Source organism: Marinomonas dokdonensis, from assembly GCF_052747885.1.
Map to the genome: position 1 here is coordinate 146565 of NZ_JBRAND010000004.1, position 23204 is coordinate 169768.

A 23204-nucleotide genomic window follows, 5' to 3' on the forward strand; every position below is an offset into this window, starting at 1 on the left:
ATTTTGAGTCAGGTTCAAACAGATTCCGTTAAGGCATTTCCCTTAACGTCAGAACAACAACAGGTTGTTCAGCACGATGTAACAAAACCGGCCAAAGTGATCGCTGTGGCCGGCGCCGGTAAAACCACAACTCTCATTTCGCGCATCGAGTACTTGTTAGCTCAGGGTGTAGAAGCGCGGAGCATCGGCGTTTTTATGTTTAATAAAAGTGCCCAAGAAGAGTTTACCCAGCGACTTACCACTCATCTTCACAAAGCGGGTTACAGTGCCATTCCAAGTGTGATGACGTTCCACGCTTTTGGCATGAAGTTGTGCCGACGCTTGGAGCAACAGTCTTGGTTGCCAAGTGCAAAACTCATCACAGATGATTTCAGCTTGGTTAAGCGTATTCGTGAAGCCCAGCAAAGATTATTTCGCCAAGGGATAAAAATTACCCTGCAAGATGAGAAAGACTGGCTAGAAGATGTGTTGTTGTTTATTGATCAAGTAAAGGCCTCTGGTTTATCGGCCGCAAAGGTTTTCAGTGACATGTCCTGGTCAAAAGAGCGGGATTTCTTTGTCCCCTTATATGATCAGCTAGAACACATTCGTAAGCGGGATAATATACGCTTTTTCTCGGATCTACTTAGCGACCCTCATGCATTGTTATCTGAGCTTGATGAAAGCGAGTGTCACCGAGTGCGTGGGCAGGTACCGGCCTTTAGTCATTTATTAATCGACGAATTTCAAGACATCAACCCTTGTCAGTATGAATTACTAAAGCAGCTTTATGGGCAATCTTGCCAATGGATGATAGTCGGTGACGTGCAGCAGTGTATCTATGAATGGCGTGGTGCGAGCCCGAGTATTATGGCACAACAGTTTGACGAAGAATTTCCCTCGGCGATCACTTACCCATTAAGCCAAAGCTTTCGATTCGGCCACGGCATAGGCTTAATGGCCTCCAGTGTTATTAGCGAAAATGACAAACAATCGCTGGTGCTTGGCGTCGGGGATCAAACTCGTGTGTCTTTTGCACGAGCGCCAAAAGTGGGTAAAGCCTTACTGGGGGAATTAAAAGCTTGGCTCGAAGAAGGGCAAAACTTGAACGACTGTGCAGTTTTGGTTCGTTTGTACAGTGACATGGTGCCAATTCAGCTGGCTTTAATGCATAAAAAACTACCTTATCAACTACACGGCGATTCACCTTTATTGGAGAATCGTCAGATCCGCATGTTAATGGCCTACATGGCAGTTATGGCGGGGGGATTAGAAGACCCGAATGTATTTTTTAATCCAGATGATGTGGAATACTTGCTAACCGTTCCTAGTTTAGGTTTGGCGGCTGCTCAGCGTAATTTGTTGGTTCAGCAGGCTAAGCAGTCCGTTCACTTATTGCCACAAATGATTGAGTCTTTGGCAGACAGTACCGAGGGCTGGCGAGCGAAGAAGCTTTATGAGCGGGCCGATTGGTTACGTAGTTTAAGTATTTATAAGAATGATCCCGCCCAAGGTTTGCAACATACCATAGATAAACTAGGCATTTATCGCTACTTCGAAAGTACCAGTAATAAAGACATTCAAACCCAAGAGAAAATCGCTACCTGTGATGCTTTCATGGCCTACGTAAAAGGCGTTGGTAGTGATGCGCAAGCAAGCTTACTTGAACTGGCAAACTTGAACGCTGGGCTGAGTAATAGTGATCATGGTATTCACCTAATGACCATTCATAAGTCGAAAGGACTAGAGTTTAATCTGGTGTTGGTATCAGGTTTGCAAGAAGGGCGCTTTCCCTATTATGAGGAAGATTTAAGTGCCATTGATAAACAGGCCGCCCTAGAGCTTGCCTCCGAGCGGCGTCTATTTTACGTGGCGATCACCCGAGCTAAACAAAAGCTGGTGATCTTAGAGGCACCAAGTGCACAAGAACATAAACGCTTAAAGCTTGGGGAGATCCCTAGAGCGGCGTTAAAGAGTTTATCGTTATCACGATTTGTGTTTGAAGCGCAGCCTTATGCCGTCAGTCAGATTTGTAAGGCATTATCGGGTGAGCTTATTAAAGGCCCCATCGATACAGAGAAGGGGCAGGTGTTTCAGCGCTACTTGAACACTTTACCAGAGGTGCCGGAGCTTACTTTTCGACAACGCATGGGGGATTCTCAATCTTCCCTTAAAGCGGGCGATAAAGTTCGCCATGAGCAATATGGGCAGGGTGTGGTAGTGCGGCAAGAACAAGAGGGTAAGCAAATGATTACCGTCGACTTTGGTGAAGCGGGTTTAAAACGCTTCAATCCGAAATATACTCAATTGGTTAAGTTGTCTTCACGGACATAATTGTAAAAGCAGGAGAATCCTTAAATGTCTATTCCACTCATTGATCTAGCAAAGTTGACCCATGCTAGTAAAGACATTCGACAAACAGAAATTAGCGCTCTTGATAAAGCTTGTCGCGAGATTGGCTTTTTTTATCTGGTCAATACAGGTATTTCGACAGAGCTAATGACTGCGCTCATGACTCAGGCAAAGCGCTTTTTTGCCCTTCCTCAAGAAGATAAAAAAGCCATCGATATCAAGAGCTGTGTGAACCACCGTGGCTACGGCAGCATAGGGGAAGAGCAGCTGGATGAAGTGGGTCATTCCGATTGGAAAGAAACGTTTGATATGGCGTTGGATTTACCTAGCGATCACCCTTTGGCGGCGAAATATCCCACCATGTATGGTCCTAATCAGAATCCATCTGACCCACAAACCGTTGAAGTATTGCAAGAATATTATGTGCAGGCTTTCGAAGTGGCGCAGAAGCTTCTTACTGCCATGGCAACCGCGTTAAAGCTAGAGGAAGATTTTTTCACTCGATGTTTCAAAGATCACGTCACCGTACTACGTATGATTCACTATCCGCCACGCCCAAGCCAGGATCATGATAATGGTGCCGGCGCTCACACAGACTACGGTTGTGTCACCTTGCTACTGCAAGATCATATTGGTGGCTTGCAAGTGAAAAACCGTAATGAAGAGTGGGTAGATGCTACGCCAATTAAAGACGCCCTAGTGGTCAATATTGGTGATCTCATGCAACGTTGGACGAATGATGAGTATGTTTCGACAGCGCATCGTGTGAGAGCTTCTCAAGAGGATGTGCATCGCTACTCTTTCCCATTCTTCGTGGAGCCAGATTACGAAACTGAAGTGGCTTGCGTGCCAAGTTGTATGGCTGCTGATAAGCCCGCTAAGTATGAGCCTATCTTAAGCGGTGATTGGATTCAGTCTCGTTTTGATGCCACTTATGCGTACAGAGAAGGTAAGTAATACCTTCTCTGTACGATGCAGTGCTGGTTGACTAAAGGATGTTAGGCAGAGGCTCGATTGTGTAGCCTTTGTCTGAGATTCTTGCCACATGATCTGCTGGCACAAGCTCCCACCCCTTATTTGAGAGATCGAGAGGCTCGGAGCCTATTACTGTGTGTTGCTCATAGGCTTTGCAATAAAGGCTTGGGGCTTTGTCATCACTAGAGTAACGAACCGCAATAATCTCTTCACCGTTTGACAACACCGCAGTAAAGCGCAAAGGCTCAGAGATATTCTTTGCAGCCATCATGTCTAAAATCTGTGCAAGTGTCGTCGTAACGGCCTTGATCGGATCACTTTCTAAGCCATTGGCTATCATCAAAAGAAAAATCACTTCCGAGTCCGTTGCACCGTGTTTTTCATTGTACAGGTGTTCTGGAATCATGCGGTCCAATTGCCAGCGGATAGATTCGTATTCGCCAATTTGCCCATTGTGCATAAACAACCAGTTCTTATAGCTAAAAGGGTGGCAATTGGCTCGGCTGGTGGCGGTGCCAGTGGAGGCTCGAACATGGGCGAAGAACAGAGGGCTCTTAATATGCTTGGCGAGACTTTTTAAATTACAGTCACTCCAAGCAGGTAAGATCTCGTGATAAAGGCCTGGTTCTTCTCTTTCATCGTACCAACCAAGGCCAAAGCCATCGGCATTGACCGTTACGGTAGATTTTCTAGCACTGATGCTTTGATGTACCAATGAATGTTCTTGTTCAAACAATAAAGACTCAAGGTAAACTGGGGCACCTTTATAAGCCATCCAACGACACATCTTTGCTCCTAATAATGAGGCTGAGCCTCGTTTACTTTATTACACTTTAAAATAGCTGATCTTGCGAGATAACTGAGTCGCCAGGTGAGCGAGTTTTTCGGAAGATTCACTTATGGCATAAATTGATTCAGTGGTTTTTACCGCAATGTCAGAGATATTGCTGACGTTTTTGCTCACATCCGCTGTCACAATGGCTTGCTGTTCGGCAGTAGCGGATATTCTGTCATTCATATCACGAATCTTGGTAACACTTAAATTAATATTCTGTAATGAGGCTTCTTCATGCTTAACCTGTGAAACCGCATTTTCTGAACGCTGTTGGCTGCTGGACATGGCATTAACCGCACTTGTGGCGCCCGTTTGCAATACAGTAATCATTTTCTCAATTTGCTGAGTGGCATCTTGAGTGTTTTGAGCAAGATGGCGAACCTCATCGGCAACCACCGCAAAACCGCGGCCTTGCTCGCCAGCTCGGGCAGCCTCGATAGCAGCATTCAATGCCAGTAGGTTGGTTTGTTCCGCTATACCTAAGATGACATTAAGAATGTTGCTGATCTCGTTTGTGTTGCTCTGCAAGTCGTTAATGGTAGAGGCTGAACCTGAAATCTCAGATGTGAGCTCTTCAATACTGGAAATTGTGTTCACGACAATTTCCATGCCAGCATTAGCGGCGCTTTCTGCGTCGTGAGCCGCTTGGCTGGCTTCTGCGGTGGATTCAGATACGTGTTGGGCTGTGGCTTGAATTTCATCGACAGCTTGGGAAATGCGGCTGGTTTCCTGCTGTTGTTGATCAACCATTTTAGACGATTGGTCGGTGATGACATTAAGGTGCTGGGCCGATTCGCTTAACGAGCGGCTGGATTCTGCGACGTCATGCAAAATACTGCTTAATTGGGCAACCAGTTTATCCATCGCCACTTCGAGTAAGCCAATTTCATCTTTACGCTTACTGGTGCCTAGGCTTTCTTTAAGTTCACCTGAGGCAATTTCTTCTGCGCGTTTTACTGCTTGGCGTAATGGGCCACAAATGCCATTAACAATCACTAGGCTAATAATGATGCCAGCCACAATTAGTACGCCAGCAAACACGCTACTAGCGAGCAAGGCTTGGTCTAATTTAGTGTTTTGTTGGGAAGCAACCTCATTGGTGTATTGATCAATATGGGTAATAATGCTTTCCATTTGCACCTGAACATTGGCTAAACTGGCATCGGCAATTCGACGGGCCTTATTGGCTTGCAGGGTTTTTAGCTTAATCCACCATTCATAAGTCGTGTTACTCGCCTCCAAGAAAGAAGCTTGCTCTAGTTCTAGTGTTTCGATTTCTTGGTAAAGAACGTCTTTGAATTCGTTGTCAGGCATCTGTGTTAATACAGCTTTCACATTGATAATGCTGTCGATCATCTCTGATGTAAATGCCTTAAACTTTTCCGCGGATTCCGCTACTTGTTCGATGCCGTAACCGCCCATAGATTTGGCAATAGAGACCTGGAAAAAGCCCCGTTCGAATTCAACCGACTGTTGTAGGAGTAATTGACGGCTTTTTTCTAAATCCGTAGTAAGTTGCAAACTTTGTGAGGACAACTGTTTTAGCTGGTTAGAAACAGATTTACTGATGAAAGTGGAGCTGATACTGACACCAATGATGACACATGAAAATAATGCGATTAGGGCGAGAATTTTTGTACGAACTGAAAGGTTGATCATATTCATTACCTTTTGGGTAGATTAATCAAACTAAGCAATAAATGTGCCTTATCAGATACTTAGAAGCAAACTGAATGTATTTCGTTAATATAAACAGACATTAATGCTTCAATGAATAATTTTGCTGATAGAGAGATTTATTGCCCACGGTTAGTCACTTGTAAGTGACTGAAAAGGGATGTGAAGAGATCCGTCCGTAATCATCCCCTAACATAACTAATTTAATCAGCACTGTTCTGGTGCGGAATTGATGACAATTTCTTCATTGTCTACGGTAAAGAAGAAGCAGTTTCTTCTATTGGTGTGACAGGCGGCGCCTTTTTGCTCTACCTTTAATAAGATGCAGTCTCCATCACAGTCAAAAGACATAGACACTAAGGTCTGGCGATGACCAGAACTTTCCCCTTTGCGCCAGTAGGTTTGACGTGAACGGGACCAATAGCACACTTGGCCTGTTTCGAGTGTTTCACGAATGGATTTTTCATTCATATAGGCCAGCATTAATACCTCTCCGGTATCGTGCTGTTGAGCGATGGCAGCAATTAAACCTTGATCATCCGTTTTAAGGTTGGCGAGAACTGTATCGAGGGGAAGTTTTTCTCCTTTTGGGAGGTCTTCAAAGGCTTTCAAGCTCATAAAGGATAAGGTGTCCTGTAAATGTAATAGAATGTAAGTGTTATCTTACCGTATTATTTCAATTTCTAGCTAATCTAAAATGCTAATAATTAATTCAATTTCGGCATTTTCATCTGCTATTTCATGTTCAGTCTAAACTATAGACTCTGTTGGTTGTTAATTCCCTGCATAATAAATAGCACTTATATTTATATCGGCAAAGGAGAGGTTAGGCTATGCATCAGAGTGAATTAGAAAAAATCGCCTTGGAGCATGAGGCAGCTAAGCTTTTTATGCGCTGCTATGAGCGAAATACGGGTAAAGCCATTCGTCATATTTGGCACAATGACCCAGTGCGTCCAGATGTATCCTGTATGTTTGAAGGAGAGCGCTTAGATATTGAAATTGCCCATCTCTATGGCTCCGAAGAAGAAGCAATGGAGATTTTAGGGCGAGACCTCACGGATAAAACCCGACAAGTATTGCACAGACTAAAGAATGAACCAGCGGATGACAGGTTATTGTCTTCGTTAAATCGTATTCTGGAAAATAAAGCGACTAAAACCTATAAAACCAAACGTGTATGGTTAGTGATCCGTAATGCGCATCCCGCATGGCAACAAGAAGACATTAAAGCCTTGGAGCATAAGATCCTTATGCCAACGGGGCACGTGTTTGAAAAAGTTTGGATACTTGGCGATATGGAAGGAAAAACGGGTATTGTGCGAATTTATCCAGCTTAAATAAACTTATTGAGATTAAAGTGGTGGTTTAGATATAGGGATTAGAAAATTAAGGTGGCATCTCTACCAGCCGCACCTCGGCACACGAGTCGACCGCTGTGGCTGCTTCCTTCCGGACCTGACCAGATTCACGATTTATCGTTGCGAGGGGACCAGCAGAGACACCATAAAGGAGGCCTGTGACCTTGGGGCGAGATTATACGCATGCCATTCTAAATATCAACCTGCTTTATTCTATTTTTCAATGGATTAGCCAAAAAGCTAAGTTATTATTTTGTTAATCTAAATGTTAAGGTGCAAGGCTAGTTTGCAGGATAAAAATAATAGGAGAGGGTGATGGGTAAGTTAGCGAATAAAGTGGCTGTTGTGACTGGCGCCGCTTCAGGAATTGGTTTGGCCAGTGCTAAAGCCATGCTGGAAGAAGGGGCAAAAGTGGTTTGTGTGGACAGGGATGAAAAGGCTTTGGCTGAGCTTAAACAGCAATTGGGAGATGACTTTATCCCTATGGTAACCGATTTACTCGACCCTGCTGCCTGTAAACAATTAATTCCTAAGATTTTAGCGCAAGTGGGTGCGATTGACATTTTTCATGCTAATGCAGGCTTGTATGTGGGTGGGGATCTGGTGGACGCAGATGTGGACGACATAGACCGCATGCTGAATTTAAATATCAATGTTGTGATGAAGAACGTGCGACAAGTGATCCCCCATATGGCGGACAGAAAGACAGGTGACATAATAGTGACCAGCTCATTGGCGGCCCATTACCCAACTCCATGGGAGCCTGTTTACGCCTCTTCTAAATGGGCGATTGATTGCTTTGTGCAAACCACCCGTCGACAAGTGTTTAAAGATGGACTGCGAGTTGGCTCGATATCCCCAGGGCCTGTGGTGACCTCTTTGTTGGCGGATTGGCCGGCTGAAAAATTAGCACAGGCGCAAGCTGAGGGTAGCCTGATTGATAGTCAGGAAATTGCTGAGATCATTATTTTTATGCTGACAAGGCCACGGGGTGTGACGATTCGTGATGTGGTGGTTTTGCCTACTAACTTTGATTTGTAAGTAGGCAATATCGACCCATTAAGATTCTTTGCGAGGTTGGTTCTTTTCAGCATTACCATGATTATTGGCATCTGTAAGCCCAGCCTCTCTTTGTACCGCTGCTAACACGCCACGCAGAATACCCAACTCTTGTTTCTCGGGTCTAGATCGATTAAAAAATCTTTGCAGCTTATCTAGCACCTTACCTGGGTGATTGCGCACGATAAAGTTAATACCGTAGAGGGTTTCCTCTAAATGCTGGTGGAACAAGTCCATGTCTTTTTTGTGAGGATATTCAGGGATCGTTTGTTCGGTGATTTTGGTATTTTGGTTAGCCATCCAAATTTCATAAGCCACAATTTGTACTGCTTGGGAAATGTTCAGCACAGGGTACTCTTGATTGGCATCGATATAGACTTGGCGATGGCACTGAGCAATTTCTTCGTTTAAAAGCCCCGTTGTTTCACGGCCAAAAACAATCGCCACATTGTGATCTTTTGCTTCTGGAATAACGCTTTCGGCACATTCTCTTGCATTCATAATGGGCAACTGAAAAGTACGGTGACGAGCACTGGTACCGATTACGAGGCTACAGTCGGCAATGGCCTCGTTCAGGGTGTCGACTATGGTGGCATTTTCAAGCAGATCCACAGCGCCTGCAGCACGACTGGTGGCTTCTTCTGATGGGTAGTCGTTTGGGTCTACCAAATACAGGTTAGATAAGCCCATATTTTTCATGGCACGAGCAATCGCACCAACGTTTCCAGGGTGAAAAGTGTTGATCAATACAATGCGGATATTACTTAACATTTGGTCTGAGTACTCATTACGTTGAAAGAGGGGTTATTGAGCTTGCAAGGTTAAAGATTGTTCTGTGCTGGCAAAATCAACGGTATTTAAGATAACGCGGATTTTATCATCAAAAAGGAATTTATTGCAGGCATGATGATAAAGAGACCCTGTCTCGAGTGATAATCGATATTGTCCCCTAGGAATAAAGTTTGCCGCATAGGCTTGTTTGGCATAGAGGTAAATCGAGAAGGGCGGGCGACCATCGAAAGATTCGAAGGTTAATAAAGAAGCCGTTGGCAATTGATTGAGTATTCGTAAACGGCTGTTACCACTCGCATCGCCAATTAACGCCCCATGCTTGGGGGCCGCACCGGGTTGCCCTAAACATTGGGATTGCAATGCCTGCTGGGCACCGCCAAAGCCTATGTCTCGGGCATCTACCCAACCATTGGTTTGCTGGTATCGAACAGTTAGCCAATCCCCTTGGGCTTTGATACTTTGAATGTCTTGCAGTGCTGGTATTTGGGTAAGGCTAGGAGCATCCCCATGGGGTTCGGCTTTCAAGCTTGTCGCTTTTATGGTGTGGTTCAGACCGGTACGATATTGTGGGTACAAGCCTGTTTGGTATCGATTTTCAGCTGTTGCTTCAACGGGTGCATTGTTGGATTGCCAATACAGGGTGGCATAGACGCCAGCGGCAAAACAGACAATATAGGTCACGACTCGAAACGCGGCTTTAGCGGCATAGAGTCTAATAGGGGCGACTTGAGGCTTTGAGGAAGCCTCATAGGTGCTGGTCATCTTTTCATGAAATGAGGGCTGTTCTGGCGGGAAAGTGTCATCAGCTTGGAATGGCTCTTCAGACATTCCTTCATTATCGGTATGAGCATAATTAAACGCTTTATTATTCTTAAAGGCTTCTTCATAGAGTGCTTTGACGCGTTTTTCATTTAGGGCGTTTCTGGCTGCTTGAATCGCATCGTTTCGAGCTTTGTCCTGATGGGCATTGTTACGACGCATTTCTTCGTAAATTCGTTGCTGCTCTTTTATATAGGCTCTTTGTTCGGCGTCAGTCGTATGGCTGGTGTGTGTCGACTCTGCGTAGCTGGGGTTTTCAGCACTGAATTGGAAAGGCTGCCAATCACTGACCTGCTCACCACGTTTAATTGCAGCCAATATATTTTGGTAGGCCAATTGCAACTTTTGAAAGTGAGCCGTTGTGTCTTGTGTGGGGTTTTTATCAGGGTGATAAAGCCTTGCTAAGCGTCGGAAGGCGGCTTTGGCCTCTTGCTCAGTTGCATGGGTCGGGATTTCTAGGAGTCGATAATCGTCTAATAGGCTCATGCAATACCAAGTTTTTACTGGCTAAACTGAAGGTTAGTTATTATGCATGAATTGCTCTTAGGGTTAAATCCTCATTAAGACTTTGTTATTTCATCAAGATAGGCTTGGCTCGACATAGGGCGATAGAAGTAATACCCCTGGGCTGCTTGGCAATTCCAGCTTCTAAGTAAATCCGCAATCTCTTTCGTTTCTATGCCTTCAGCAACACTGATGATACCCAGCTCACGGCTAAGGTTAATCATGCTTTGACAAAGTGTTGCGCTTTGAGGGTCGTCGACAATCTTATCAATGAAAAACTTATCGATTTTTAGTTCGCTAGCATTAAGGGTAACCAGATTCTGCATGGAGCTATAGCCCACTCCAAAGTCATCGATCGCCAATTTAAAGCCTACATCACGTAAACGTTTAACATTTTCTACCACCACATGGCTTTTCTGGAAAATACTGGTTTCCGTGACTTCAATAAAAAATTGCTTGGCCAAAATGTTGTATTTTCTTTGTTGCTCGATAACCCGGTTGGCAAAGTCTGGCTGTAATAGATCTTGAGCGGATATGTTAATGGACAAGGTCTGACCCATTAACTTACCTTCATGTTCGGATGCCCACTTGAAAGCGTTATCAATAATAAAGTCGGTTAACTTGTGAATCAGTCCAGATTTCTCGGCAAGAGGGATAAACTCGCCGGGAGAGATAATCCCTAGGTCGTCATTTTTCCAGCGCAGTAATATTTCTCCGCCAATAATTTCCCCATGGGAGAAGTTCACTTGTGGCTGAACTTCAAAATAAAGTTTGTTTTGTTCAATGTCTTGAGTCAGCAAGGTGATCAAACGTAATTGATGGGCTTGGTTAGTCTCAAGGCTTGTATCATAAGCAACCCAGTTAGTGGGCAATTGAGCAGAATTACAGGCAACCAAGGTGTTCTGGTAAAGCTTATCTATCGTTTTACCATGAATGGGATAGATGGTACTGCCAATTTTATATTGATGAATGAATGGCACCTTATCAATAGAGATGGGGGCGCTGAGAGCTTTTTGTACCTTTGCTATTTGCTCATTTAAGTCGTTAAGAGATAGGCTAACAAAAGCAACTCTGTTTGATGTCACTCTAATTAGATGTTTGATTTGATGGTCTGGCATTTCCAGATCTAAAATAAAGTTCATGTCACTAAGGGTGTCGTTCAGCTTGTTCACCAGTTTGGAAAACGTGGCATCCCCACGAGCTGGGCCGAACGCTTGGCTTAGTTGAGCATGACTGGTCACTTCAATCATCACAAGCACAGCACTAGGATGATTTTTTAACAAGTTTGTTAAGTTTCCTAGACAAAAGGATCGATTTGGTAAGCCAGTAAGAGAGTCCGTAACATTGTTTAGTTGTCGGTTCTTTTCAATGATCTTGGCTTTGTCGGCAAAGGCGAAAGAGAAGCCTAATAGCTGTAGAATACAGGATATTGGCAGTATCATTTCAGTGAGCATGTTGACAGGCAGTATGCGCCAGTAAATCAAGGTGCTGAGCATGCTACCGATCATCAATACTAACCAAGAAAAAAGGTAAAAGCGGACCGCGACGAAACCGTTTTTATAAGCTCGAATTCCCCAATAGTTACAGCATATAAACAACATCAACTCAAGTGAGCCCATCAGAGCTGCTGTAACAGCAGCAGGTAGGAAGAATGATCCTACTAGGTAACAAATAAATACCCAGTCGCCATATTTACGGACAATAGAGTCTTTAGTAGGAAGGCTTAAGTCTTGGAAGAATAAAAGGCTAAATCGGTACAACATCCAGGCGCAAACGCCGAATAGCGTAAAGGCCTGATGGGTAAGCCATTGGTTGATCACTTGGCTAAATAGCCATTGATTAAAGCCAAGCAATACAGAAAGAGAAATCAAAAGGGCGGCATTTAGAGCTAAATAGTAAAAGAACCCAGAATAGCGCAACAGGAAGAAGACAAATAAGTTGTGAGTGAGTAATGCCAATAAGGTGCTGAGCACGATAGCCCAAAAAATGATTTTGATACTCTTTTCGTTGGCGGCTTTTTCTGGTGAAAATAAGGTGATTGGGGTAATGAGAGGATGAGTGCCTTGTTTTCGAATGAGTAAGGTAGTGGAGTGTTCTTTTGAAAGTTCAATTGGAATCCAAATACCGTCACTGAGCTTATCGGTGGCTGACGGTTTTTGGGCATACCCATAAGCCCAATGTTGTCGTAGATTACTACCATCGAATAAATAGAAATCTAGTTTTTCTGTGAGGTAGTAGTTAAAGTTGAGTTGTATTTCATCGGCATTTGATGAGGACGCAAAAGTTAATTTGTGCCAAAAGGCCTTATCGGAAAAGCTTTGAGAGACTGAATACAAAGAGGCAGTATAGTTTGCCCCAAAGGCTTGTTCTGGCGTTATTGGGCTGTCTTCTTGAAAGGTTGGCAAGTCATGCAGCAGTTGACCAAAGGGTAGGGTTTCATGGGAAGCCCAACTCAGGTTTGCTATTAAAAATGAAATGAAAAATACGATGAGTTTCATTTAAAGCCATCCTAGCTTGGTAACATGTATAGATAAGTTAATTCATCATACAAATATATGTAAGCATATTCTACATGGTACAAGCCTAATTGATATAAAATAGAAAATAAATTATTACTAATGTAACTCGTTGTTATCATTGTAAATAGATTAATTCAAAATAAGAGCCTAGTTATGACAAATGAATCACTGACCCATCTAGATGAGCATGGTCATGCACATATGGTAGATGTGTCGGATAAAGCACAAACCAAGCGCGTTGCGATTGCTCAAGCACAATTATCAATGAAAAGTGAGACCCTTAAGTTAATTATTGAGGGCGGTTTACCTAAGGGTGATGTGTTGGCAACTGCTCGAATTGCGGGCATTCAAGCGGCCAAAAAAACCTCCGACCTTATCCCGCTTTGTCACCCTCTGATGCTTTCTAAAGTTAGTATAGACATAAATTTACTTTCTGATACAAAATTAGAAATTTTATGTGAGTGTACATTAACAGGAAAAACTGGCGTGGAGATGGAGGCATTAACTGGGGCAAGTGTGGCGGCTCTCACTCTGTATGATATGTGCAAGGCTGTCGATAAAGGCATTGTGATTCAAAATATTGCTTTAGTTGAGAAAAAAGGTGGCAAAAGTGGCGACTGGAGTATGTTGAATGAGCAAGCTTAAAGTAGTTTTTTTTGCCTCATTACGAGAAAGTCTGGGCATCGCTGAAACTGAGTTAGAAATACTTCAAGACATGACAGTAGCGCAGCTACAGTCACTTTTGGCAAAAAAAATGCCAGATGGCGAGCTTTTGTTGCAGTCCGGTATTCAGGCATCTATTGATTTGGAGTTTGCCCGAGAAGCTGATGTGGTGACAGTAGAGACGAAAGAAGTGGCTTTTTTCCCGCCTGTGACAGGAGGATAAATGATTCAAGTCCAGCAAGATGATTTTGATGTAGCGGCGTTATACAGGGACCTTTTAATAAAGAATAAAACCGGCGCGGTGGCTATGTTTGTTGGGTTGGTTCGTGAATTTGCCCCAGACAGTGGTGACCAGGGCTCTTTCGAGCTAGAGCATTACCCAGGTATGACAGAGAAAAACTTGGCGTCTATTGTTGATGAAGCAAAACAGCGTTGGCCATTATTAGCCACCCATGTGGTGCATCGTGTAGGCAAGCTTTCTGTGAATGATCAGATTGTTTTTGTCGGGGTGAGTGCAGGGCACCGTAGCGAAGCCTTGCAAGCCTGTGACTTTATTATGGATTATTTAAAAAGCCGTGCGGCCTTTTGGAAGAAAGAAACTCAGGGTAATGAAAGTAAATGGGTTGAGGCTAAGCAAGAAGACATACAAAGCCTCGACAGGTGGTAAGTTGTTGTAATTATTAATGTGGGCGGATGAGTTTTTTTCGCCCACTGGCATGTCTTTCTCGGTACTCAGTATCAATGTATTTATCTGTCGTGGCCATACTGGCATGGCCGGCGTCTTCACGCACATGTTCTTTGGGGCGGGTTTTAACATCCTCAGAAATACCTGTGTGCCTTAACCAGTGAACAGTGGCGACTCTCAGGTCGTCTGCATCAGTGGCTAACCCTTCCGAACACATTTTCTCATAGCTCTTATCGAAACAAAATTGCACAATATTGCGCACCTGTCTTGAACTGGTCATAGCACCTTGCCCTCTATTTTTAGGAATGAGAGGGGTACTTTCCGCAACTGTCGGTAAGGCGGGGAGGTTACGAAACTTACGGTAGCGAATAAGCGCTGACAACATATCGTCTGACACGGCGACTAATCTTTCTTTATTGCCTTTAGATAAAACTTTAAACCACCAATGTCCATCGGCATCTTTAATAAAGTCCCCCATGACAGGGGCAGACCTTTCATCAGCCACCAATTCAGAAATTCGTAAATACATGCCTAATAGGGCGTTCATGATGAACAGGGTACGTTCGTGAGTTACTGGGTCCTCCTCAGCTAACTCTTCTGCAGTATCAATTACATAATCCCATTGTAGGTTTGAAATACGGCGAACCTGTTTTCTTGTAACTTCTTTTTTTACAAACTTACTTTTTTGGCGTATTAGCGCCACAGGGTTTTGCTGTACGGCGTCTTCTTGCATTAAAAAGCCGTAATATGAAGACAAGATGGAAAAGGTCGCCCGAATAGCCGCTTGAGAAAGAGTGTGATGCTTGGCTAGAGGTGTTTCACCTTCTTTAAAATCTAGCTTGCTAACATGAGCCACAAAAGGCCGCCATGTTGGGTTCTGTATGCGGGCCCCCATGTGATTTTTGAAGCGTGAAACATTTTTAGTGCCGATCCATTCTTGTGGTGGTGACATACAGAAGTGAATGAATTCTTCTATTTGTTCTCTTCTAAGGCTAGTCGTTGGACACTGCTGAGTCTGCCAAGACCATAAAATAAGTCGCTCTACTTCTCGGCGATAAGAATTAAAAGTAGCGACAGAGCCGTTGTAGCTGTAAATGAAACAAAGAGCTAGCTGTAGGTCCCTTCGGTAGTCCGTTTGCTCAAGTTTGTTTTCATAGTTAGTGAGTTGGTGTGTTACCTGATCAAACTGGGTAAATGGGTTGGGCAAATGCTCTAAATTGTCAATTAGTGCCAAGGGTGTCATCGAGAAAGAGTCCAAACAATACAAAATAAAGCCCTATGTTAGCGCTAAGAGAGGGAAAACCCTAGTACCAAGCTTAGGAAGTCTAGCCATATTAAGACTGCACATTGATAGTCGGTTTGAAGAGTGATCAACTTTTGATCTACTTTCCATGAATTTTGACTAGAGCGCATTTTTCCATAGTCGTTTTAAGCGTATTAACTTGTCACTGATCGTTAATAACAAGAGCCAATCAGAAGTGTCTCTAAATATTCATTTAAACGAATAAAAAAGCTACCTATGTTAATAATCAGGCGCTAGGATATAGCAACACAACGAGCAATATCGATAAGGAAACCACTTCTATGACGGCTAAAGGTAAGTTACTTGGATATATAGGTGCTTTGTTTGCACTGGCAATTTTAATTGTATCTATGACAGGCTATTTAAACTTCAAATCAGCATCTGATCAAAATGCGACCGACAAATTAAAAATTGAATCCTTTCTAATTTCCAATGCAATAGACCAGAGAGTGCAAAGGTACTTTGACAGCCTAGAAGCTATTCGAAATGATTTAGCTATCGATAAAACTGGTATCACAGATATAGAAACTACTGTTAAAAAATTCCAAGAAATGAAACAGTCTCTTGATGTTTCCTCTGTGTATGTTGGTCTTGCTAGCGGCATAACCTATACAGAGAACGGAGAGCTTGCGAACTTTAATGCTAAAGATCTTAATCGTGAGTGGTTTAGACGTATCTTTGGCGGAGAAAAGCGCATTATGACAACGCCCTTTAATGCGGCGGATGGCACATTCTCGATGGCATTGGCCGTGCCTATTCTGCGTAATAATGAAGTGGTTTCAACGTTAAATATTAACCTTCCTGTTGATGCCATTACGCGTTTCGCTGCGAGCTTATCTGAGCAGAACCAACTTATGGTTAGTCGACCTGATGGTTTTATTCTAGCTTCACCAGATACCGAGAGCATTGGTAAAAACATTTTTGAAGCTTTTCCGTCTTTTGAGGAGTTTTATGACCAAGATACCAGCCAACACACATATAACTATCAGGGGGAAGACTATCTTGTCAGCAGTTCCAAAGTAGCCTCTTTAGGCTGGACTGTTTGGGTGTGGAATAAAACTAGTGATATCAATGCACCGTCCAACTCCAATCTTGTCCAAGGTTTAACCTTGTCAATTATCTTAATTTTGGTTTCTCTCGTCATCATCTACTTAACGGTTGTTAAGCTGATGTACAAACCCATTGGTGGAGAGCCGAAAGAAATCGAAGAACTTGTTAAGCGTGTTGCCAATGGGGATTTAACACTAAATACACAGGTTACCGGACAGGAAACAGGGGTTTATGCTGCCACCATTCTGATGATCAATAACTTAAAATCCATTATCCGTGATATCGATAATGCGACAGGTCAGCTTAAATCCTCTTCAGACAAAGTTTCATTATCTGCAGATAAAACTAATCAAAGCTCTGAAGAGCAAATGGTTCAGTTAGAGAATACATCAACTGCAATGAATGAAATGACAATGACTGCTGAAGAAGTGGCTCGTAATGCTGTACTAGCATCCACTGCTGCTAAAGAAGCGAATCAGTTTTCTGATAAAGGTATAAAGGTCGTTAAAGAAATGAATGACGACATAGCGACTTTATTATCTGGCATCGAAAAAGTCATGCTTGTTACTACGAAACTGGAACAAGAAACCCAAGGTATTGGAGCAATTCTGGAAGTTATCGATGCAATTTCTGAACAAACCAACCTATTGGCATTGAATGCAGCCATTGAAGCCGCACGAGCTGGCGAACATGGTCGTGGTTTCGCTGTCGTTGCCGACGAAGTGCGTAACCTTGCTAATCGAACCAAAGAAAGCACAAATGAAATCCAAGGCGTGATTAGTAGCTTGCAGGGAGAGGCAAAACGTTCTGTTCAACTAATGAGTAGCAATATGGAAGATGCGAAAACAACCGCTAGTAAGTCAGATGATGCCAACCAAGCACTGCAATCTATTAGACAATCTGTGTCTGTAATTCAAGACATGAACGTCCAAATTGCGACTGCTGCTGAAGAGCAAACCCACGTAGCATCGGAAATTAACGTCAGCATTGTATCTATTAACGATCTTGCCAAAGCCACTTATGAGAATTCCAACAGCAACAGGAATATGGCATCCGACCTAACCAACTTGTCACTAACCCTAGATAAGTCGGTAGATGTGTTCAAGTTGTAAAGTGCGGATCAAAATACACATAAAGCTCTTTCCACCTAAATGTAGAAATTAATACAGCTATAGCTCAAATTTGACCAAGTGCTTTCGCTTAAGTTACTCGGTTAAATTTGGGTTACCTTTCCCCTAACATTACTCTCTCAAAACACATATCTGGTCTAGCCTAAGAGCCTTTAAGGTCAGTCAAGATGGGGGCAGTGATATTTTTTTAAAAAATTGATTTTTAATTAAGAGATTTAGCAGTGCATTGTGCAAGCTGTGTGCTTATTTATTTCAAAATGCTTGAACATACTTGGTTGTCAGTGTGTTTTTTGATGGGCCGCTTGCAAACTTTTTTCTTATTTACTGTGCTTGAATGATGTTTGTTTGACACTTTATTTTATTGTGCATCGAATGCTATTTATAAACGTATTTTTAGTCTATTTTACGGCTATACGAAACAAAAATGGAAGCAGGTGTTCAGGTCTTTTTATTCTGTTTGTAAAGATTATTATAGCGTCATCCCAAGCAAACAAGGCTTTACTTAGACAGGCTAACCAAACTTTTAAATATTATAGAAAGGGTATTAAAATGAACACATTTACTAAATCTGCACTATCTGTTTTAGCGGCTGTATCAATCTCTTCAACTGCTTTCGCCTACAGCTCTGATGATTCCCCACGTGAACGCGTATACAGCGCCAAAGCAGGCGTTCATGCTTTGGCTAAGACCCTTGAAAACCTTGGTGAGAATGTTAACACTGATGTTGATTTATCAGACGCGCGTACTTGGTATCAAAAAGAAGCTGCTTATGCAGCGAAGCATAAAGAGTTACAAGCACAATTTGACGAACTTAAATCTAACAGAACTTAATATTCTGTTAATAATATTAAAGGCCAGCTAGTTTAGCTGGCCTTTTTGTTTTATGAAATAAAAGTCTAAGTAATATTAATCGTCTTTTAAATCTTGAGAAGCTTCAGCTTCTTTTATGAGTTTAAAACGATTAGAGGCTTTTCGAATGATTTCTTTATCTGTATTAAATGCTTCATGTTCCGATCTTCTGATTAAAAGCTGGGCTTCTTTCGATTTTCCTTGGCTGAAATCAAGCAGGGAGCGATAATACAGGGCCATAGGGATATTGTTACTGTGTTGGTAAAACTGAATGTTGGCGCGCCATATAAGACGTTTTTCGTATAGGTATTCTGTGCCAAAATCCAATGCTTTGGTATGTGTTATTTGTGCTTTCAAGGCGGCAAAGAGCAAGTTTTTTGGCGCCAAATCTAGCTGATACTGAATGACTTCAATCGCTTGGTCACTCTCACCGGTTTTTATTAAACTCAAGGCTTTTAGGTATTCTGTATAAAGATTGCTATCTGTAATTTTTGATAGCAAAGTTAAAGATCTTTCCGGCTGGTTGATTAAATAGGAAAATAGCGCCTTAGCAAAGTTACTGGCATTTATATCTGTGATTTGTTGGCCTAGGTAGTCATAAGGTTGATCATTAAGGCCAGCTCGATAGGCAAGCACACTGGCTCTAAAATAATTAAACTCAGGGTTGGTTGCGGTACTAAAAATGTCGTTTGATTTTTCGAAAGTTAATGAGTCTGCCAAACGATTATTAGGGGAAGGGTGAGTGGACAAGAACTCAAGTGTTGGTCTGCCTAAGGCTTTTTTGAAAAAAGCTTGGAAAAGCTGAGTCATACCTTCTTCTGGAAGACCTGCGGCTTTTAGGTATTCTCTACCTCGTCGATCTGCTTCTTGTTCTTGCTCTCGACTGTATTTTAGAGTGTTTTCTGCTTGGTTGGCGATGCCACCTAACCATAACGCTGTGGTGGCATCACCTCCAGCCCCAGATAAAGCTGCGGCAATACCAGCCCCAATCAGAACTAAGGCTTTGCTCAACTCTTCTGAGGATTGCTGCTTCTGCCGTTCGTAATGTTTTAGCTCCAAGTGGGCAAGTTCGTGGGAAAGTAGCCCATAGAACATGTTTTCATTATTGATCATCTCCATTATGTCGGAATAAATGAACATATGATTGCCGGGAATGACAAAGGCGTTGCTTTGCGTACTATTTAACAGGGTCATTTCGACGGTTTTATTGTAAAGTCGAGTCTGCGGAGTGAGGGTTGCGATGGCGTCTCTAAAGTACTCGTATGCAGGTGGGAAGTCGATAAGAGCACGGCTGCCATTTAATTTACGAAACCAATATTGTCCGAGTATGTAGGACGGGTTTGACAAGCTGCGTTCATCTTTTATCGCTGCGATATCAGGTGTTTCTGCCAAAGATGTGTTTGCAAAACTTCCTGTAAAAACAAATACTAAGATGGTTAAGCGGCTGGTAACATGTTGAAATAGTCTCATAATAACGGGAATGATCTCAGCAAGGTAAAACGATGAATAATAGTGACTCTCAACAGTATGACGTAATCTTAGAGGCAAGAGAAGATCGTTGTCCAATGCCCTTACTTAAAACCAAGTTAGCATTAAGTAAAATGACGGCAGGTCAGGTATTACGAGTTGAGGCAGGTGACGCAGGTTCATTGAAGGATATCCCCCAGTATGTGACGATGAGTAATTTAACGTTAGTTTCACAAACTGAAGATAATAATGTGTATATTTTCACCATTCTTAAAAACTAAAACGGACCTTGTATGTTCAAAATTGTAGATTCCCTTATAAAGCGCTACTTCTCACATGAGGAGGTGGTGGTTTTTATTCTGTTACTGATTTCTACCTTATTTGTACTGGCTTTTTGGGGCGGTGTACTGGCTCCAGTATTGATCGCAGTGGTATTGGCTTTCTTGCTACAAGGGGTGGTCGATAAGTTACGTCGTATAGGCATTAATCATACGGCTTCAGTGTTTATCGTTTTTTTTAGTTTTATGGCCAGTTGTGGGGTCTTTATCGGGGTAATGGTACCGATTATCTGGCGACAGGCGGTGCGTTTAGTGAATGATGCCCCGCGCATGTTTACGGTGATCCGTGACACAGCCCAAAGTTTTGCCGAGGGCAATAGTGAAATTGTTAGTCAAAAAGCCATTGACGAAGTAATTAACTCCATTGCTACAGAATCCGCCAACCTTGGACAATGGTTGGTGTCTTTCTCTTTGTCGAGTATTCCATCTTTATTTTCTTTGATGATTTATTTGGTACTTGTGCCCTTAGTCATGTTCTTTTTGCTTAAAGATCAGACGAAAATTCTTGCGTATTTAACCTCTTGGTTGCCAAAAGAGCGTCGTATGATGCGTAATATTGCCTCGGAAATGAACGAGCAAATTGCTAATTATATTCGTGGTAAGTTCATTGAAATGCTGGTCGTGGGCATTGTCACCTATATTACCTTTTTGGTATTCGGCTTACGCTATGCTGAGTTATTGGCTTTATTGGTAGGCTTATCGGTGTTAATCCCTTTTATCGGTGCGGCAGCAGTGACCATACCCGTGGTGTTGGTGGCTTTTTATCAATACGGCACACAGAATGAATTCTTTTATGTGGTGGGTGCCTATCTTGTGGTTCAAGCGCTGGATGGTAATGTGTTAGTGCCCTTGTTGTTCTCGGAAGCGGTCAACCTTCATCCTGTTGCTATCATCATTGCAGTGTTGTTTTTTGGCGGCGTTTGGGGGTTCTGGGGGATTTTCTTCGCGATACCTTTGGCGACCCTGGTAAAAGCCATCATCAATGCATGGCCAAACCAAGCATTATTAGAATCCTAGAGTAGATATTTGAGTTTTGAGTAAACAGGCCCAATTTTTATTGGGCCTGTTTCGTTTAGGGCATCTTTATGAATGGACAATGGCAAACAGGGCAGAGCAGGGTAATAACACAATAGAGCTTTCCTCAAGATAGCCGGACTGGATTGCTTCAGGCATAACTTGTGGTGTGAGTTTCAACTCGGTTGGCAAAATTTTATTTTGCTCGGCACAGTTTAAAGCGATTAATAGTTTCCTACCTTCAAATTGACGGGTAAACACCAGAGTGGTTTCGTCATCATAGAGAAACTCAATATCTCCATAAATCAGCTCCGGATGCAGCTTACGAAAATGCATGAAGTCTCGGTAAGCATGCAACACAGAGTGTCGATTATCTTCTTGAATACTAACGGCTAATGAGCGTTGACTGTCAGCAATTGGCAACCAAGCTTGATCTGCGTTTGTGAAACCTCCCATTTGCTCTTCATTCCAAGGAATGGGGGTGCGACAACCATCACGTCCTTTAAACTCAGGCCAAAAATTGATTCCAAAAGGGTCTACCAATTGTTCAAATGTGAGCTCGGCTTCAGGTAACCCTAGCTCTTCCCCTTGATACAAGCTGATACTGCCTCGTAAAGACAGTAGCATGAGCATATGAATTTTACTGCGGGCACTGTTGTAACCAGCAGCGTTCCAACGTGTTGCCACTCGTACCACATCATGATTGCTCATTGACCAGCAAGGCCAACCGTCCCCTAAACCCTCTTCAATGGTCTGTATGGTTTGGCGAATGTGACTCATAGAGGCATCGTGGGTAAGCAAGTCAAAGGAGTAGCACATGTGTAGCTTGTCTTTGCCTTGAGTGTACTCAGACATGGTTTTAAGGGAAAAATCGCAGCCTACTTCACCCACGGTTGTGGTATTAGGGTATTTGTCTAGAAGTGATCTGAGCCGTTGTAAAAAACCAATGTTTTCTGGACGTGATTTATCGTACAGGTGCAATTGATATGCATAGGGGTTGTCTAAACGTACCCCGATACTGCCTTCCACGACTTCTTCTTTCGGTGGGTTGTTGCGAAGCTCTAGGTCGTGATAATAGTAATTTGCGGTGTCCAATCTAAAACCATCCACCCCGCGTTTTAACCAGAACTCCACCGTATCAAGTACCGCATCAACAACGTCAGGGTTATGGAAGTTTAAATCTGGCTGACTGTCTAAAAAATTATGCAGGTAATACTGTCTTCTGCGGCTGTCCCAGTGCCAAGCTGGGCCACCAAACACAGAGAGCCAGTTATTCGGCACTGTACCATCAGGATTAGCATCTACCCAGACGTACCAGTCGGACTTGTCGTTGTCTAGGCTGCTTCGAGATTCCTTAAACCAAGGGTGTTGGTCTGACGTATGGTTGAGCACTTGATCTATGATGATTTTAAGTTTGTGTTGATGAGCCACTTCGATAAGCTGGTCAAAATCCTCTAATGTGCCGAAAATTGGGTCAACATCGCAGTAATCGGAGACATCGTAGCCAAAGTCCTTCATGGGGGACGTAAAGAAAGGCGATAACCAAATGGCATCGACTCCCAGTGAAGCTATGTATGGGATTTTTTCTGTGACGCCAGCCAGATCACCGATGCCATCGTTATTCGCATCGTAAAAACTACGCGGGTAAACTTGATAGATAATACAGCCGCGCCACCATTCCTGTTCAGTGCTCATGGTTATTCTCCTAAGAGGTTATGATGCGTTAACGCCAAGATTGTTAGCCGTTAGATAAACGACACTAATAAAGGATACCTTGGTTATATCATAAGACATAAAATATGCGCAGTTGAATGATTGCGTGATGCTTTTTCT

The 23204-nt window shown here is 42.9% G+C and carries 20 protein-coding genes and 1 other RNA gene; 11 read left to right on the top strand and 10 right to left on the bottom strand.

Going from position 1 to position 23204, the window contains the following annotated elements; all coding sequences use genetic code 11:
• The first annotated feature begins 3 nt into the window (after nucleotides 1–3).
• Both ACUM5Y_RS11480 and ACUM5Y_RS11485 read left to right on the top strand, forming a co-directional pair.
• Nucleotides 4–2313, top strand: coding sequence for an ATP-dependent helicase (locus ACUM5Y_RS11480; protein WP_445977014.1), 2310 nt, complete (start codon nucleotides 4–6; stop codon nucleotides 2311–2313).
• 24 nt (nucleotides 2314–2337) lie between these two features.
• Nucleotides 2338–3288: an isopenicillin N synthase family dioxygenase gene (locus ACUM5Y_RS11485; protein WP_445977015.1), complete on the top strand. Its 951-nt coding sequence runs from the start codon at nucleotides 2338–2340 to the stop codon at nucleotides 3286–3288.
• Nucleotides 3289–3319: 31 nt separating this feature from the next.
• Here the strand turns inward: ACUM5Y_RS11485 and ACUM5Y_RS11490 are convergent, their stop codons facing one another.
• From ACUM5Y_RS11490 to hisI, 3 genes are all read right to left on the bottom strand, one after another.
• Nucleotides 3320–4093 carry a class II glutamine amidotransferase gene (locus tag ACUM5Y_RS11490; protein WP_445977016.1) on the bottom strand — a complete coding sequence of 258 codons (774 nt, stop codon included), beginning with the start codon at nucleotides 4091–4093 and terminating at the stop codon, nucleotides 3320–3322.
• Between the two features lie 39 nt (nucleotides 4094–4132).
• On the bottom strand, nucleotides 4133–5800 hold the full coding sequence (locus tag ACUM5Y_RS11495; RefSeq protein WP_445977017.1) for a methyl-accepting chemotaxis protein: 1668 nt from the start codon (nucleotides 5798–5800) through the stop codon (nucleotides 4133–4135).
• A gap of 225 nt (nucleotides 5801–6025) precedes the next feature.
• Nucleotides 6026–6436, bottom strand: coding sequence for a phosphoribosyl-AMP cyclohydrolase (hisI, locus tag ACUM5Y_RS11500; protein ID WP_445977018.1), 411 nt, complete (start codon nucleotides 6434–6436; stop codon nucleotides 6026–6028).
• 215 nt (nucleotides 6437–6651) lie between these two features.
• Between hisI and ACUM5Y_RS11505 the strand changes: the two genes are divergently transcribed.
• Nucleotides 6652–7158, top strand: a complete 507-nt coding sequence (locus ACUM5Y_RS11505; RefSeq protein WP_445977019.1) for a hypothetical protein — start codon at nucleotides 6652–6654, stop codon at nucleotides 7156–7158.
• 61 nt (nucleotides 7159–7219) lie between these two features.
• Here ACUM5Y_RS11505 and ffs read toward each other — a convergent pair.
• An RNA gene (ffs, locus tag ACUM5Y_RS11510) (signal recognition particle sRNA small type) lies at nucleotides 7220–7316 on the bottom strand.
• A 178-nt stretch (nucleotides 7317–7494) separates the two neighbouring features.
• Here ffs and ACUM5Y_RS11515 point away from each other — a divergent pair.
• Nucleotides 7495–8220, top strand: a complete 726-nt coding sequence (locus ACUM5Y_RS11515) for an SDR family oxidoreductase (RefSeq protein WP_445977020.1) — start codon at nucleotides 7495–7497, stop codon at nucleotides 8218–8220.
• Between the two features lie 18 nt (nucleotides 8221–8238).
• Here the strand turns inward: ACUM5Y_RS11515 and trmJ are convergent, their stop codons facing one another.
• The 3 genes from trmJ to ACUM5Y_RS11530 form a co-directional block, all read right to left on the bottom strand.
• Nucleotides 8239–9009, bottom strand: a complete 771-nt coding sequence (trmJ, locus tag ACUM5Y_RS11520) for a tRNA (cytosine(32)/uridine(32)-2'-O)-methyltransferase TrmJ (RefSeq protein ID WP_445977021.1) — start codon at nucleotides 9007–9009, stop codon at nucleotides 8239–8241.
• Nucleotides 9010–9042: 33 nt separating this feature from the next.
• Nucleotides 9043–10335 carry a J domain-containing protein gene (locus tag ACUM5Y_RS11525; RefSeq protein ID WP_445977022.1) on the bottom strand — a complete coding sequence of 431 codons (1293 nt, stop codon included), beginning with the start codon at nucleotides 10333–10335 and terminating at the stop codon, nucleotides 9043–9045.
• 74 nt (nucleotides 10336–10409) lie between these two features.
• Nucleotides 10410–12851: an EAL domain-containing protein gene (locus ACUM5Y_RS11530; protein WP_445977023.1), complete on the bottom strand. Its 2442-nt coding sequence runs from the start codon at nucleotides 12849–12851 to the stop codon at nucleotides 10410–10412.
• Between the two features lie 174 nt (nucleotides 12852–13025).
• Here ACUM5Y_RS11530 and moaC point away from each other — a divergent pair, with 174 nt between their 5' ends.
• Genes moaC through ACUM5Y_RS11545 form a run of 3 tightly spaced genes read left to right on the top strand, consistent with a single transcriptional unit; the run spans nucleotide 13026 to nucleotide 14202 of the window.
• Complete coding sequence (gene moaC / locus ACUM5Y_RS11535) at nucleotides 13026–13517, top strand: cyclic pyranopterin monophosphate synthase MoaC (RefSeq protein WP_445977024.1); 492 nt, start codon at nucleotides 13026–13028, stop codon at nucleotides 13515–13517.
• Complete coding sequence (locus ACUM5Y_RS11540) at nucleotides 13504–13758, top strand: MoaD/ThiS family protein (protein WP_445977025.1); 255 nt, start codon at nucleotides 13504–13506, stop codon at nucleotides 13756–13758. The genes moaC and ACUM5Y_RS11540 overlap by 14 nt, the downstream gene beginning before the upstream one ends.
• Nucleotides 13759–14202 carry a molybdenum cofactor biosynthesis protein MoaE gene (locus ACUM5Y_RS11545; protein ID WP_445977026.1) on the top strand — a complete coding sequence of 148 codons (444 nt, stop codon included), beginning with the start codon at nucleotides 13759–13761 and terminating at the stop codon, nucleotides 14200–14202.
• 13 nt (nucleotides 14203–14215) lie between these two features.
• Here ACUM5Y_RS11545 and ACUM5Y_RS11550 read toward each other — a convergent pair whose 3' ends face one another.
• A complete protein-coding gene (locus ACUM5Y_RS11550; protein ID WP_445977027.1) occupies nucleotides 14216–15463 on the bottom strand; it encodes a tyrosine-type recombinase/integrase in 1248 nt (415 codons plus the stop codon).
• Between the two features lie 341 nt (nucleotides 15464–15804).
• Here ACUM5Y_RS11550 and ACUM5Y_RS11555 point away from each other — a divergent pair, with 341 nt between their 5' ends.
• Nucleotides 15805–17685 (top strand): methyl-accepting chemotaxis protein, encoded by a 1881-nt coding sequence (locus ACUM5Y_RS11555; RefSeq protein ID WP_445977028.1) that lies wholly within the window; start codon nucleotides 15805–15807, stop codon nucleotides 17683–17685.
• Between the two features lie 567 nt (nucleotides 17686–18252).
• On the top strand, nucleotides 18253–18534 hold the full coding sequence (locus ACUM5Y_RS11560; RefSeq protein WP_445977029.1) for a hypothetical protein: 282 nt from the start codon (nucleotides 18253–18255) through the stop codon (nucleotides 18532–18534).
• Between the two features lie 75 nt (nucleotides 18535–18609).
• On the opposite strand, the gene ACUM5Y_RS11565 is transcribed toward ACUM5Y_RS11560, so the two are convergent.
• Nucleotides 18610–20022, bottom strand: coding sequence for a M48 family metalloprotease (locus ACUM5Y_RS11565; protein ID WP_445977030.1), 1413 nt, complete (start codon nucleotides 20020–20022; stop codon nucleotides 18610–18612).
• A gap of 32 nt (nucleotides 20023–20054) precedes the next feature.
• On the opposite strand from ACUM5Y_RS11565, the gene ACUM5Y_RS11570 reads away from it, so the two are divergent.
• Together ACUM5Y_RS11570 and ACUM5Y_RS11575 are read left to right on the top strand one after the other, a co-directional pair.
• Entirely contained in the window at nucleotides 20055–20300 is a 246-nt protein-coding gene (locus ACUM5Y_RS11570; RefSeq protein WP_445977031.1) for a sulfurtransferase TusA family protein, read from the top strand.
• A 12-nt stretch (nucleotides 20301–20312) separates the two neighbouring features.
• Nucleotides 20313–21374 carry an AI-2E family transporter gene (locus tag ACUM5Y_RS11575; protein WP_445977032.1) on the top strand — a complete coding sequence of 354 codons (1062 nt, stop codon included), beginning with the start codon at nucleotides 20313–20315 and terminating at the stop codon, nucleotides 21372–21374.
• A 66-nt stretch (nucleotides 21375–21440) separates the two neighbouring features.
• Here ACUM5Y_RS11575 and ACUM5Y_RS11580 read toward each other — a convergent pair whose 3' ends face one another.
• Complete coding sequence (locus tag ACUM5Y_RS11580) at nucleotides 21441–23066, bottom strand: alpha-glucosidase (protein WP_445977033.1); 1626 nt, start codon at nucleotides 23064–23066, stop codon at nucleotides 21441–21443.
• Nucleotides 23067–23204: the final 138 nt, after the last annotated feature.